Origin of the sequence: Streptomyces sp. NPDC026673 (assembly GCF_040638135.1) — a bacterium.
Classification (GTDB): domain Bacteria; phylum Actinomycetota; class Actinomycetes; order Streptomycetales; family Streptomycetaceae; genus Actinacidiphila.
In genome coordinates, this window is record NZ_JBEZXR010000084.1 from 24,608 (window position 1) to 37,754 (window position 13,147).

The following is a 13,147-nucleotide window of genomic DNA, read 5'->3' on the forward strand; positions in this document are numbered from 1 at the left end:
GTCACTCACCGGCCAGCAGCTTGACGACGTCGAGGGTCTCGTCGCCCTTCTTCCAGTTGCAGGGGCACAGCTCGTCCGTCTGCAGCGCGTCGAGGACCCGCAGGACCTCCTTGGGGTTACGGCCGACGGAGCCGGCGGTCACCATGACGAACTGGATCTCGTTGTTCGGGTCCACGATGAAGGTGGCGCGCTGGGCGACGCCGTCCTCACCGAGGATGCCGAGGTCGGTGCAGAGCTCGCGCTTGATGTCGGAGAGCATCGGGAAGGGCAGGTCGCGCAGGTCGTCGTGGTCCTTGCGCCAGGCGTGGTGCACGAACTCGGAGTCCACGGAGAAGCCGAGGATCTGCGCGTCGCGGTCGGCGAACTCGTCGTTCAGCTTGCCGAACGCCGCGATCTCCGTCGGGCAGACGAAGGTGAAGTCCTTCGGCCATGCGAAGTAGACCTTCCACTTGCCCTCGTACGACTTGTGGTCGATCTGGGCGAAGGCCTTCTCCGGGTCGAGGTCCACACAGGCGGTCAGTTCGAACGTGGGGAACTTGTCACCGACGGTGAGCACGCGCACTCCTTGTGAGGGTGGGGAGCCGGTTGCGGGGTGGCGCACCGCTCCCTTGTCTGGTCCCGATCACCCTGCCATGAGCCCATTGATCAGTGAAATCGCCGCAGCGGGTGGTATTGATCGGATGTGCTTATCGAACCATGAGGTCGCTGCGGAGAGTGACGGCTTCCGCGAGGGTCCGCGGCCGCCGTGGGCTCCAGGGTCATTGATCGGCTGCGCGACTAGACTGGAGATTCTTGATCGGAGGCGGTTATCGCCAGTCAGCGCGCGACCCAGCGCCAGCCCAGTCTGTCCCAGTTGCGGGCCTTCGCGGCCGTCGCGGAGCACCTGCACTTCCGCGACGCGGCCGCCGCGATCGGTACCAGCCAGCCCGCCCTGTCCGGCGCGGTCGCCGCCCTCGAGGAGACGCTCGGGGTCGTGCTCGTGGAGCGTACGACCCGCAAGGTGCTGCTGACCTCGGCGGGGGAGCGGGTCGCGACCCGGGCGCGGGCGGTGCTGGAGGCGGTGGGCGATCTGCTGGACGAGGCGGAGGCCGCGCGTGCCCCGTTCACCGGGGTGCTGAGACTCGGGGTGATCCCCACGGTCGCGCCCTATCTGCTGCCGACCGTGCTGCGCCTGGTGCACGACACGTACCCGAAGCTCGATCTGCAGGTGCACGAGGAGCAGACGTCCTCACTGCTGGAAGGTCTCGCGGCGGGCCGGCTGGACCTGCTGCTGCTCGCGGTGCCGCTCGGGGTCCCGTCCGTCGTGGAACTGCCCCTCTTCGACGAGGACTTCGTGCTGGTCACACCGCGCGACCACTGGCTGGCCGGGCGGACGGACATCCCCCGCGAGGCCCTGCGGCAGCTGGATCTGCTGCTGCTGGAGGAGGGGCACTGCCTCCGCGACCAGGCGCTGGACGTGTGCCGGGAGGCGGGCCGCACCGAGGGGGCCGCCGCCGGAACGACCGCGGCGGGGCTGTCCACGCTGGTGCAGCTGGTGGCCGGCGGGCTCGGGGTGACGCTGCTGCCGCGGACGGCGGTCCCGGTGGAGACCGGGCGCAGCGCGGACCTGGCCACGGGGTACTTCGCCCACCCGGCGCCGTCGCGGCGGGTGGCCCTGGCGATGCGCGCGGGCACCGCGCGCGCGGAGGAGTTCGAGACCTTCGCCTCCGCGCTGCGCGGTGCCCTGAGACCGCTGCCGGTACGGTTCGCCCGCTGACGGACCGCGGCCGGCCGCGTCACTCCGTCCGCAGACCGTCCGGTCGCATCATGCGCCACAGCGGCGGCAGGCTCAGCACCGTGACCAGGATGACCACCCCGGCGCCGGCGCCGGTCATGGCGCCCACACTCGCCCAGTCGACATGGGGGCCGAGGCCCACCATCTTCCGCAGGGCCGCGGCGAGTCCGGCACCGCCGACGACCGCGAGGGCGAGCCCCAGGGCGACGGGTAGCGCGGTCTGCCAGAGCACCGACAGGCCGAGTACGGACCGCCGGGTGCCGAAGGCGACCAGGACGGCCAGCAGCTTCCTGCGCTCGCGCAGCTGCTCCAGCATGGAGACCAGCAGGCTCGCGCCGATCAGGGCCAGGGTGGCCGTGGCGCCGATGAGCAGCCCGCGCCGGATGGTCGCGAACTTGCGGTCCTCCCTGGTCGCCTCCAACGGGGAGACCGTGAGCGCGGGATCGATGCGCGCGGCGGTGTTGCGGACGTGCTCGACGGCGTCCGGCGAGCCCGGGTCGGTCCTCAGCATCAGCCGGACGACGGGGGAGTGCAGCGTCGCCACGTCCAGCGCGGCGGGGGTGGCCAGCACGCCCCACTCCTGGTTCCCGTCCGGCGCCACACGGGACTTGGCCGGGCGGGCGTCGGCCGGGATCCGCCACGGCTGCGGCGTGCCGGTGTACGCGTCCGAGGTCGGCACGTTCAGATCCAGTGTGCCGCCGGGCTTGGCGAAGCTGATGTCGCCGTAGCCGCCGGGGTCGGACACCAGGAAGACGTCGCCGTCGGCGCAGCCGGCCCCGACCTCGGCGAGCTCGCGCAGCGTCGCGCAGTCGCCCACGATCAGGGTCGCGTACCGGATGTCCTCGGACTTCCGTGTCGAGGCGTTCCCCTGGACGGCGTCGCCCTGGACGACGCCGAGCACCGTGCGGACGCCCCGGGTGTCGGCGAAGGCCTTCTCCACGCGCTGCGCCTCCGCCCCGCTGTCGACGCTCTGCGCGAGGCTGATCTGGGCGCGGTCCGGGTCCTCGCCGGTCTTCTTGACGAAGTCGTGCTGCACCCCGGTGAAGAGCGACTGGAGGGCGATCGCCCCCGCCACGGCGACGGTGACGCCGCTGACCATGCGGGCGGCGGCGCTGCTGTTGAGCTGGATGCGGCGGGTGGCCAGCTGCCAGGGCAGCGGGCCGCCGCCGAGGCGGCCGACCACCGTCTCGACCAGCCAGGGCAGCACGGTGGTGAGACCGACCAGCAGCAGGACCGTGCCCGCCGTCACCTGGTACGGGTTGATCTCGGTGTTCTGGGAGATGCCCCCGAACAGCGGAGCCAGCAGTCCGATGCCGGCCAGCGGGATCAGCAGCCGCCACCACAGCCGCCGTTTCTGCGGGGTGGCGTTGCGCACCACTCCGAGCGGTTCGACGGCGATGCCGCGCATCGCCAGCAGGGTGACCGCGACCGCCGCTCCCGGAACCGCCAGCACCACCAGGGCGGCCAGCCCGGGACCGGGCGTGATGTCGGAGGGGAAGAGGCTGATGTCGTACAGCGTCACATCGGGGGAGAACTGCCGGGTCCACAGGAAGATCCCGGTGCCCACGGCGAGTCCCAGCAGGGAGCCGAAGAGCGCCTCGCCGGCCGCGATCCGCCGGGTCATCCTGCTGTCCGCGCCGACCAGTCGCAGCGCGGCCAGCCGCCGGTCCCGGCGTTCGCCGCCGAAGCGGACGGCGGTGCCGATGAAGACCGCCACCGGCAGCAGCAGCACCACGAAGATGATGACGACCAGCAGGCTCAGCACACCGCCCAGCGGCTCGGGCTTGACGGAGCCGCGCCCGAAGTACGGGATGCGGGTGGCGTTTCCGACGGAACCGTCCTCGTTGCGGGCGACGAGCTTGTCGCTGCCCGCGTAGTAGGCCAGCTCGGCGGGCCCGAGCAGGCCCTGGTCACCGATGACGCCGGTGATCCGGTAGTCCAGCCGCTCCCGCAGCAGCTTGCTGCCGGGCTGGTCGAGCAGCTTTTTCAGCGCCGGGGAGACCACCATCTCGCCGGGCGCCGGCATCCTCTCGACGCCCGGCGGCAGCACCGGCCGGTCGCCGTCGGCCTTGAGCAGCAGACCCCGGATGTCTTCGTCGCGGAAACTGGTGTCGGCCTGCTCGCGCAGCACCGTGCTGGCGGACTGCTTGGGCTGGTCGTTGAACCAGGAGTAGTCGCGGTCGTAGCCCCGCTCGCTGCGGGCGCTCAGCATGGCCGGCACGGCGGCCGCCAGCAGCAGCAGCGCAACGCCGAGGCCGACGCCGACCGAGGTGAGGAGGGTGCGGGTCCAGCCCTCGCGGCCGCCGGTCGCCGCGAAGCGCATGCCGAGGCCGAGGTCGCGGACCCAGGTCCGGAGCATGCCGCCGGAGCCGCTTGCCTCGGTGGTGCTCATGCGACGCGCTCCATGTCCCGCGACTTGCCGTCGCGGACGACGACCTCGCGGTCGGAGTAGGCGGCCACCCGTGCCTCGTGCGTGACGAGGACGACGGCGGCGTCGGTGTCGCGGGCGGCGTCGGTCAGCATGCGCATCACGCGCTCGCCGTTGAGGGAGTCCAGGGCGCCGGTCGGCTCGTCGGCGAAGACCACCCGCGGGCCGGTGACCAGCGCGCGGGCCACCGCGACCCGCTGGCCCTGGCCGCCGGAGATCTCGCCGGGGCGCTTGCCCGCCAGGTCGTCGACCTCCAGCCGGGCCAGCCACTCCCGGGCACGGGCCTCGGCCTCCTTGCGCCGGGTGCCGTTCAGCCGCAGCGGCAGCGCCACGTTCTCCACGCAGGTCAGTTCCGGCACGAGCTGGCCGAACTGGAAGACGAAGCCGAACTCGCCGCGGCGCAGCGCGCTGCGCTCGGCGTCGCTCATCGCGGTGAGGTCCCGTCCCCGGTAGAGCACCTGGCCGGAGTCCGGCCGGACGATGCCGGCCAGGCAGTGCAGCAGCGTCGACTTGCCGGAGCCGGAGGGCCCCATGACGGCGACCACCTCACCGGCGCGTATGCCGAACGCCGCGCCGTCCAGGGCCGGGGTCGGGCCGTACGCCTTGTGCAGGTCGACGGCCTCCATCAGGTTCTCCGTGGTGCTCACTTGGCTACCTCCGCCGCGAGTCGGTCGAGACGTGCCGCGGTGAGCTCCAGCCACCGCAGGTCCGCCTCCAGATGGAACAGGGCGTGGTCGCAGACGAGCTGATCCGCGAGGTCGCCGTGCTTTTTGCGCGCGGTCAGTTCCCGCATCAGGCGCAGATGCTCGGACCGCTGGGTGTCGAGGAGGCCGGCGGCGCTGCGGCCGGTGAGCAGCGCCAGGACGACCTTGGTGTAGAGGGTGCTCTGCAGGTACGGCTCGGGCTTCTCCGGCTGTGCGAGCCACTTCTCGACGTCGGTGATCCCGGCGTCGGTGATCGCGTAGCGCTTGCGTTCCGGACCGCCGCCGGGCTCGATGCCGTCGACCTCCACCAGTCCGTGCTTCAGCAGCCGCGCCATCGTCGAGTAGACCTGGCCGTAGTGGAGCGGGCGGTCGTGACCGAATGTGTCGTCGAATTCCCGCTTCAGGTCGTAGCCGTGGCGCGGACCGGACTCCAGAAGTCCGAGCAGGGTGTGGCCGATGCTCATGACCGAGGACTCTACATGACGCGTATACCCGCAGTGTATAGATCATGGTCATAGTGACGAGGTGGTGACCTTAACCCGTCTGACCTGGTGCTTCACCGATCGGCTGGTGAGACCGGTTCGATACCCGGAGGTCCGGAATCGTCCCCTCCGTTCCGCCCGTCCACTTCCGGACGCGATGCAGCCCCGGGGCACGGACGGACATCACGTGCACCGGGGCTGCGGCCGTGGGGAGGTCCGGCGTCACAGACCGTTGACGTTCGCGGCGATGCGGTCGCCGACCTCCTTGTCGATGCTGCGCCAGTACTCGACCGCGCGGGCCAGGACGGGGGCGCTGACCCCGTTCTTCAGGTGGCCCGAGACATTGGAGACCAGCCGGTCGCGGGCGGCGTCGTCCAGGACCTTCCGGACCATCGTCCCGGCCTGGCCGAAGTCGTCGTCCTCGCGGTGCAGCTTGTACGGCTCGTGCACCATGTTGCCCGCCACCTCCCAGCCGGCCGGGTCGCCGAAGCGCCGGATGTCGGCCTCGGGCCCGCCGTAGGAGTTCGGCGCGTACGGCGCGGCCGTGCGCGCCGGCTCGTAGCGCATCGGGCCGTCCTTGGCGTAGGACCGCACCTCGGAGTGCGCCCGGTTCGGCGGCAGTTGCGCGTAGTTGGGGCCGATCCGGTAGCGGTGGGTGTCGGCGTACGAGAAGAGCCGGCCGAGGAGCATCTTGTCCGGCGAGGGGCCGATGCCGGGCACCATGTTGCTGGGCTCGAAGGCGGCCTGCTCGATGTGGATGAAGTAGTCCTCGGGGTTCTTGTTCAGGGTCATCCGGCCGACCTCGATCAGCGGGTAGTCGCCGTGCGGCCACACCTTGGTGAGGTCGAAGGGGTTGAACCGGTAGTCCGCGGCGTCCTCGAACGGCATGACCTGCACATACAGCGTCCACGACGGGTGGTCGCCGCGCTCGATCGCCTGGTGCAGGTCCCGGCGGTGCAGATCGCCGTCGGCGCCCGCGTAGTGGTCGGCCTCCTCCTGGGTGAGGAAGTCGATGCCCTGGTCGGTCTTGAAGTGGTACTTGATCCAGTGCCGTTCGCCGCCGCCGTTGACCCACATGTAGGTGTGGGAGCCGTAGCCGTTCATGTGGCGGTAGGTCTTGGGCACACCGCGGTCGCCCATCAGCCAGGTGACCATGTGCGCGGACTCGGGGGACAGCGTCCAGAAATCCCACTGCATGTTGTTGTCGCGCAGGCCGGAGTCGGGGCGGCGCTTCTGGCTGCGGATGAAGTCCTGGAACTTCATCGCGTCGCGCACGAAGAAGATCGGCGTGTTGTTGCCGACCAGGTCGTAGTTCCCGAACTCGGTGTAGAACTTCAGGGCGAATCCGCGGGGATCCCGCCAGGTGTCGGGGCTGCCCAGCTCGCCGGCGACCGTCGAGAAGCGGGCCAGCATCTCGGTCCGCCGTCCCGGCTGGAAGAGATCGGCCTTGGTGAACTGGCTGACGTCGTTCGTCACCTCGAAGACGCCGTACGCGCCCGAGCCCTTGGCGTGCACCACACGCTCCGGTACCCGTTCGCGGTTGAACTGCGCCATCTTCTCGATCAGGTAGTGGTCCTGGAGAAGGACTGGGCCGTCCGAGCCCACCGTGAGCGAATGCGCGTCGCTCTCCACCGGGACTCCGGCGTTGTTGGTGGTGTAGGGGGTGCTCATGTGAGTGTGTCCTCCCGTCGATCTTCGGAAGAGTCCGTCGGGGGCTCCTGGTCGCTAACGACCACACAAACACTGAATCACCGGCTCGGCACGCCGGGCAATGACTTCACGCCATGGATCTGGACAAAGTCCAGAAATGAAACATGTACGGACACGGAGTGTCTACCGGTCGACACCGCCCGGAATGCCCATTTCGAACCAGACCACCTTCCCGGCGCTGAGCCGGGTCGCTCCCCAGCGCTGCGCCATCCGGTTGACGAGGTACAGCCCGCGCCCGCCCTCGTCCTGCGGCTGGGCGTGGCGCATCCGCGGCAGCGTCGGGGCGTCGTCGCCCACCTCGCAGCGCAGCACGTCGGTGCGGAGCAGCCGCAGCGTGATGGGCCGTTCGGCGTACCGCACGGCGTTGGTGACGACCTCGCTCACCAGCAGCTCGGTCGCCTCGGCCAGCGGCTCCAGATTCCAGCGGCTGAGCGCCTGGCGCACCAGCCGCCGGGCCCGGCCGGCCGTCTGCGCCCTCGGCTCCAGGAACCAGTAGGCGACGTCGCGCGGCGCGATGCCGTCGAAGCGGGCGGCGAGCAGCGCGATGTCGTCGTCCCGGTCGCCCGGGCCGACGATCTCCAGCACCTCGTCGCAGAGCGGCTCCAGCGGCGGCGGGCACAGCACGGCCGACGCCGTGTGCAGCCGTTCGCGCAGCATCTCGATGCCGCCCCACACGTCACGGGTACGCGACTCCACCAGGCCGTCGGTGTAGAGCAGCAGCGTCGCCCCCGCGGGGGCGGGCAGCTCGACCGCCTCGAAGGGCACGCCGCCCACGCCGATCGGCGCGCCGGGCGGCACGCGCAGCACCTCGGCCAGGCCGTTCGCGTGCAGCAGCACCGGCGGCGGGTGGCCCGCGTTGGCGATGGTCACCCGGTGCGCTATCGGGTCGTAGACGGCGTAGATGCAGGTGGCCATGCGGTCCTGGCCGAGCCGCTGGGCCTGCTCGTCCAGGTGGTAGAGCACCTCCTGCGGCGACAGGTCGAGACCCGCCAGGGTCTGCACGGTCGTCCGCAGCTGGCCCATGATCGCAGCCGAGGTCATCGAGTGGCCCATCACATCGCCGACCACCAGCGCCACCCGGCTGCCGGGCAGCGGGATCGCGTCGTACCAGTCGCCGCCGACCCGGGCCGACTCCGCGGCCGGCAGGTAGCGGCTGGCGAGCCGGACCCCGGTGGGCTCCGGCAGGGAGTCGGGCAGCATCTCGCGCTGCAGGGAGTCGGCGATGGACGCCTCGCGGTCGTAGAGCACCGCCTTGTCCACGCCGAGCGCGGTGTGGGTGGCCAGCTGGGCCGCGATCAGCAGGTCGTCCGGGTCGAACGCGGCGCGCTCGGGACGGCGCAGCAGCACGGTCGCGCCGATCACCCGGCGGCGGCCGCGCAGCGGCGCGAGGATGGCGCGGCGCCCGTTCGGAAGGTCTAACGTGTCGCCGAACTCGGCCTCCCGGCAGCCCCCGACCAGCTCGTGCAGCGCCGCCGTGGCCTGCCCGCTGTCGGAGAACACCGGGCGCACCCCGCGCAGCACCTCGGCCAGCGGGCCGTCCATGGGGACGTGCACGACCTCGGCGGCCGAGCCGTAGGCGCCCTCCGTGGAGGGGACGACCGGCATGAGCAGGCCCTCCACCGGTTCCGGGGCGTTCTCGTCCGGTACCCGGTCGGTCCGGCGCAGCCGCAGGACCAGCGGGCCGGAGGGGCGCTCGTCGCCGACCGGCAGCGGATCCCGCAGATAGACCAGGATCGCGTCGGCGAAGGCGGGCACCGCCGAGCGGCACAGACCCAGCACGATCTCGTCCAGATCCAGGCCGCGGGCGATACGGCGGGTGGCCGCGCCGACATAGCGCAGCCGCTCGGCCTCCGCCTGCCCGCCCCGGCCGCGGCCCTGCGGGCCGATCTTCTTCAGCGGCTGGCCGCCGGTGGAGTCCTCGTCGACGGGGTGCCCGCCCGGCTGGCCGCCGCGGCCGCCGTGCCGGCCCGCGGCCCGGGACGCGGGCAGCGTCGAGTCCGGGGTGCGCTGCCGGGTGCGCGGCTCGCCGCCCTCCGGCTGCGTCGGCCCGGGGACGCCCGGAACACCGGGGGTCCCGCCGCCGGAGGCGGCGGCCCGGCGGCCCGGTTCCACGGGAGCGGCCATGGCGGTGGCCGCCCGCCGGTCCTGGCCGCCGGAGCTGTTCCAGGACTGCCCGTTCGTCGGGGTGCCGGGGGTGCCGGAGGCGGCCGGAGCGTCGGCGGCGCGCAGCCGCGCGGCCTGCCGGCCGCGGGCGCCGTCCGTGCCGGAGCCGGCGGTCATGTGCTGGAGGGTGGCGGCCCCGTCGCCGGAGACGACCCGGGCGGCCTGACGGTCCCGTACCTCGGCGGCCTGCCGCGCGGTACGTCCGCGGCGCGCCGTGCGCCGGCTGCCGCGGCCGGGCTTGGCGGGTGCGGGCTTGGCGGGTGCTGGGGCCGACGCGGGCGGATCGGCCGGGGTCTGACGCTGCGCCGGCGGTGTGGCCCCGGCGCCGGGTGTCCCCTCGGCCGCGCCGCGCTTGGCGGTGCCGCCGCCCCGGCGGCCCCGCCGCGGACGACCGCCGGCCTCGGACGGCGCCGGGGACTGCCCGGGCGCCCGTGTCCCGGCCGTGGGCACGCCTGACTCGCCGTCCGGCCCCGGGTCCCGGGGCAGCCGGTAGCCGGTCCGCGGATCCGGGACCGGTTCGGTGTCGCCCGGACGTGCCGGGCCGGCCGTCGTCGCCTCGACAGCGGCCTGCTCAGTAATGCGCTCCGTGCTCACGCTGGTCGTTCCATCCGGTCGGGTGCGTCACGTGCCGGGCACGTGGCGGGGCGGCCGCGTCAGGCGGGTCGTCGGCAGTGCAGGAAGAGCTGCTCCTCCGGCGGCACTTCGGTGGTGTGCGGCGCGTACGCGTACGAATCCTCCTTAAGGACCACGAATCCCGCGTCGGCCACCACCTGGCGCAATTCGTCCCGTAGATAACCCGATACCCGGATGGTGTTACCAAGGAACGGAATCGCGAAGTCGTCCACGTCGGCTTCCACCATCGAAAGGGTGAACATTCCGCCCGGGAGGAGCAGATCGCGGACGCTCTCCAGGGCCAGCGGGATCTCCGTCCGAGGCAGCATGAGCAGCGAGAAGAAGGCCACGACCGCGTCGAAGCGGCCGAGGTCGTCCGTGCCGTGCGGTCCGTGGCGGCCGCCGGTCCGCAGGTCGGCGATGTCGGCCTGATGGAAGGTCGCCTCGGGTACATACCGCCGTGCGAGTGAGAGCATCCCGGCGGAGAGGTCCACGCCCGTCACCTCGTGCCCGGCGTCGACGAGCTGACGGCAGGTCGGCAGCCCCGTGCCGCAGCCCAGGTCCAGGACGCGCGAGCCCGCCGGGAGGTGCCCGAGGAGCCACTCGCCCGCGGTGACCTGGCCCTCCTTGTGCGGGAAGGCCTCGTCGTACCGGTCACCTATGGCGTCGAAACCCTCGGCCTGGCCGGTGCGGTCCAGCCGTATGTCCTCGTAGCCGCCGACTCCCACAGCCCGGGCCTCCCGTATGACCTTGGTGACATAGCGTCAAACTCTAGTGTGAGCCTGTGTTTTGTGCAGCACTATGAGCCACGATCTTACGATTGAGGCAGGGGTCCCCCGCAAGCCGCTCACGCGGTCACCTTGCCGGACGATCCCAGTCATCCGGAAGGGCCGGTACCGGCCACGCCGGATCCGGACGCCAGTGCTCCCATCCGTCCCGGAACGGGTGCCCCCAGGCGCCGATCACCTCGACCGCCCGCAGGCCGGCCTCCCGTACCCGTTCCGCCGTCGCCGCGGGCATCAGGCCGGCCGTCTGCGCCTGAGCGAACTCGTCCTCGTCCCGCCACTGCCAGCCGCGGTCCGGCGTGACGTGGATGTCGAGGAAGTGGTCCTCCGAATCGACCCCGCCCGACCAGCGGTGCCGCGGCTCCTCGAGGTTCACGTACCAGTTCTTGAAGCGCCAGCCCTGCTCCCAGAACAGCCACACCGACCAGGGCTCGCCCGGGCGGGCCAGCTTCAGCACGCCCGTGCCCCACCAGCGGTCCACGCATGTCGTGCGCGGCTTGAGATAGCGGGTCTCCAGCGGCTCCCGGTGGATCGGCGAGCCGTCGGCCAGCACCGGCTTGACGCACTCGGTGCCCGGAGCCATCCACACGGCCAGCAGTTCAGGGTCGTCGCGCACCACGGTCACCGGGCGGCAGATGTGCAGCGAGTCGCCGCCGTTTCCGCGGTAGCGCCACAGCACCTGCTCGCCGGGGGCCCAGTGGCCCGCGCCGCCGTCCCGGTCCGCTCCCGGAGGAAGAAGGATGTCCGCTGTCATGAACGGATCTTACGGACCGCGTGTTACGGGGGCGTCACCCTTGAGCCGAGCGTTCGTCACGCCGGGCACGGGGGACGGCCGGGACGACGGCGCGGCGCGCCGTCAGGGCCGGGTCATCCGCAGCACGTCCAGCGCCTCGTCCAGCTGCTCCAGGGTGAGCAGCCCGCGCTCGACGTACCCCGACTCCAGGACCACCTCGCGGATGGTCTTCCGCTCGGCCAGCGACCGCTTGGCGACCTTGGCCGCCTCCTCGTAGCCGATGTACTTGTTGAGCGGCGTGACGACCGACGGCGAGGACTCGGCGTACTCGCGGGCGCGCTCCACGTTCGCCGTGATCCCGTCGACCGTGCGGTCCGCCAGCAGCCGCGAGACATTGGCGAGCAGCCGCACCGACTCCAGCACGTTCCTGGCGATCACCGGGAGCATCACGTTCAGCTCGAAGTTGCCCGCGGCGCCGGCCGTCGTGATCGTCATGTCGTTGCCGATGACCTGCGCGGACACCATCAGCACGGCCTCCGGGATCACCGGGTTCACCTTGCCCGGCATGATCGACGAGCCGGGCTGCAGATCCGGCAGGGCGATCTCGGCGAGACCGGTGCGCGGGCCCGAGCCCATCCAGCGCAGATCGTTGGCGATCTTGGTCAGGCCCACGGCGATCGTGCGCAGCTGTCCGGAAGTCTCCACGACGCCGTCGCGGGCGCCCTGCGCCTCGAAGTGGTCCCGCGCCTCCGTCAGCGGCAGCCCGGTCGTCCGCGCCACCTCGGCGATCACCGCCGCCGAGAAGCCCGGCGGGGTGTTGATCCCCGTGCCGACCGCCGTGCCGCCCAGGGGCAGCTCCGCGAGCCGGGGCAGCGAGGCGCTCAGCCGCTCCACCCCGTACCGCACCTGGGCCGCGTAGCCGCCGAACTCCTGGCCCAGGGTCACCGGTGTGGCGTCCATCAGATGCGTGCGGCCGGACTTCACGACGTCCGCGAACTCGGCGGCCTTGCGCTCCAGCGACGCGGCCAGGTGCTCCAGCGCGGGGATGAGGTCGCCGGTCACGGCGGCGGTCGCCGCGATGTGGAGAGAGGAGGGGAAGACGTCGTTGGAGGACTGGCTGGCGTTGACGTGGTCGTTGGGATGCACGGCGCGGCCGAGCCGCTCGCTCGCCAGGGTCGCGATGACCTCGTTGGCGTTCATGTTGGACGAGGTGCCGGATCCGGTCTGGAAGACGTCGATCGGGAAGTGCGCATCCCAGCGGCCCTCGGCGACCTCGGCGGCCGCCTCCTGGATCGCCTCCGACACGTCCTTGTCCAGGACCCCCAGTTCCGCGTTGACCTTGGCCGCCGCCGCCTTGATCCGGGCCAGCGCCTCGATGTGGGCGCGCTCCAGCCCGCGGCCGCTGACGGGGAAGTTCTCCACCGCGCGCTGGGTCTGCGCGCGCCACTTGGCGTGGGCCGGGACACGCACCTCGCCCATCGAGTCGTGCTCGATGCGGTACTCGCGCTCGTTCCCCGCGTCCTGCGCGTCCTGCTCGGACATGGCCGGAATCCCTTCCCTCGCGTACGTCGTCGGGCGTCCTGGTACTTCCCAGTAGAACCCCTCGCTAGGACAGTGGCGCGGCACGTTTCATTCCCCCGGGAGGCGTCCCGGCAGACGCCCCGGGAGGGACCGGCGCGGACCGGGGAACGGCGGCGGGCTGGAGCTGCCAGACGCGCTCCAGGGAGGTGTCCGTGTCCTTGGGGAACCGCACCGC

The 13,147-nt window shown here is 72.0% G+C and carries 10 protein-coding genes; 1 reads left to right on the forward strand and 9 read right to left on the reverse strand.

What is annotated here, in order from left to right; genetic code table 11:
- Position 1: 1 nt before the first annotated feature.
- Positions 2-556 carry a peroxiredoxin gene (locus AB0F62_RS36050; RefSeq protein WP_361809491.1) on the reverse strand — a complete coding sequence of 185 codons (555 nt, stop codon included), beginning with the start codon at positions 554-556 and terminating at the stop codon, positions 2-4.
- A 297-nt stretch (positions 557-853) separates the two neighbouring features.
- Here AB0F62_RS36050 and AB0F62_RS36055 point away from each other — a divergent pair, with 297 nt between their 5' ends.
- Positions 854-1,756, forward strand: a complete 903-nt coding sequence (locus AB0F62_RS36055) for a hydrogen peroxide-inducible genes activator (RefSeq protein ID WP_361809493.1) — start codon at positions 854-856, stop codon at positions 1,754-1,756.
- A gap of 19 nt (positions 1,757-1,775) precedes the next feature.
- Here AB0F62_RS36055 and AB0F62_RS36060 read toward each other — a convergent pair whose 3' ends face one another.
- The 8 genes from AB0F62_RS36060 to AB0F62_RS36095 form a co-directional block, all read right to left on the reverse strand.
- Positions 1,776-4,166, reverse strand: coding sequence for an FtsX-like permease family protein (locus AB0F62_RS36060; protein WP_361809495.1), 2,391 nt, complete (start codon positions 4,164-4,166; stop codon positions 1,776-1,778).
- Entirely contained in the window at positions 4,163-4,828 is a 666-nt protein-coding gene (locus AB0F62_RS36065; protein ID WP_361809513.1) for an ABC transporter ATP-binding protein, read from the reverse strand. The genes AB0F62_RS36060 and AB0F62_RS36065 overlap by 4 nt, the downstream gene beginning before the upstream one ends.
- A gap of 17 nt (positions 4,829-4,845) precedes the next feature.
- Entirely contained in the window at positions 4,846-5,370 is a 525-nt protein-coding gene (locus AB0F62_RS36070; RefSeq protein WP_361809497.1) for a PadR family transcriptional regulator, read from the reverse strand.
- 240 nt (positions 5,371-5,610) lie between these two features.
- Positions 5,611-7,059 carry a catalase gene (locus tag AB0F62_RS36075; protein WP_361809499.1) on the reverse strand — a complete coding sequence of 483 codons (1,449 nt, stop codon included), beginning with the start codon at positions 7,057-7,059 and terminating at the stop codon, positions 5,611-5,613.
- Between the two features lie 162 nt (positions 7,060-7,221).
- Positions 7,222-9,855 carry a SpoIIE family protein phosphatase gene (locus tag AB0F62_RS36080; RefSeq protein ID WP_361809501.1) on the reverse strand — a complete coding sequence of 878 codons (2,634 nt, stop codon included), beginning with the start codon at positions 9,853-9,855 and terminating at the stop codon, positions 7,222-7,224.
- Between the two features lie 59 nt (positions 9,856-9,914).
- Positions 9,915-10,601: a class I SAM-dependent methyltransferase gene (locus AB0F62_RS36085; RefSeq protein WP_361809503.1), complete on the reverse strand. Its 687-nt coding sequence runs from the start codon at positions 10,599-10,601 to the stop codon at positions 9,915-9,917.
- A 127-nt stretch (positions 10,602-10,728) separates the two neighbouring features.
- Entirely contained in the window at positions 10,729-11,412 is a 684-nt protein-coding gene (locus tag AB0F62_RS36090) for a DUF402 domain-containing protein (RefSeq protein WP_361809505.1), read from the reverse strand.
- A gap of 102 nt (positions 11,413-11,514) precedes the next feature.
- Positions 11,515-12,933, reverse strand: a complete 1,419-nt coding sequence (locus AB0F62_RS36095) for a class II fumarate hydratase (RefSeq protein WP_361809507.1) — start codon at positions 12,931-12,933, stop codon at positions 11,515-11,517.
- Positions 12,934-13,147: the final 214 nt, after the last annotated feature.

Bases quoted from the DNA above. Each gene is read 5' to 3' on its own strand.
- AB0F62_RS36060 (WP_361809495.1), bottom strand. From the start codon at position 4,166: ATGAGCACCACCGAGGCAAGCGGCTCCGGCGGCATGCTCCGGACCTGG.
- AB0F62_RS36065 (WP_361809513.1), bottom strand. From the start codon at position 4,828: ATGGAGGCCGTCGACCTGCACAAGGCGTACGGCCCGACCCCGGCCCTG.
- AB0F62_RS36070 (WP_361809497.1), bottom strand. From the start codon at position 5,370: ATGAGCATCGGCCACACCCTGCTCGGACTTCTGGAGTCCGGTCCGCGC.
- AB0F62_RS36075 (WP_361809499.1), bottom strand. From the start codon at position 7,059: ATGAGCACCCCCTACACCACCAACAACGCCGGAGTCCCGGTGGAGAGC.
- AB0F62_RS36090 (WP_361809505.1), bottom strand. From the start codon at position 11,412: ATGACAGCGGACATCCTTCTTCCTCCGGGAGCGGACCGGGACGGCGGC.
- AB0F62_RS36095 (WP_361809507.1), bottom strand. From the start codon at position 12,933: ATGTCCGAGCAGGACGCGCAGGACGCGGGGAACGAGCGCGAGTACCGC.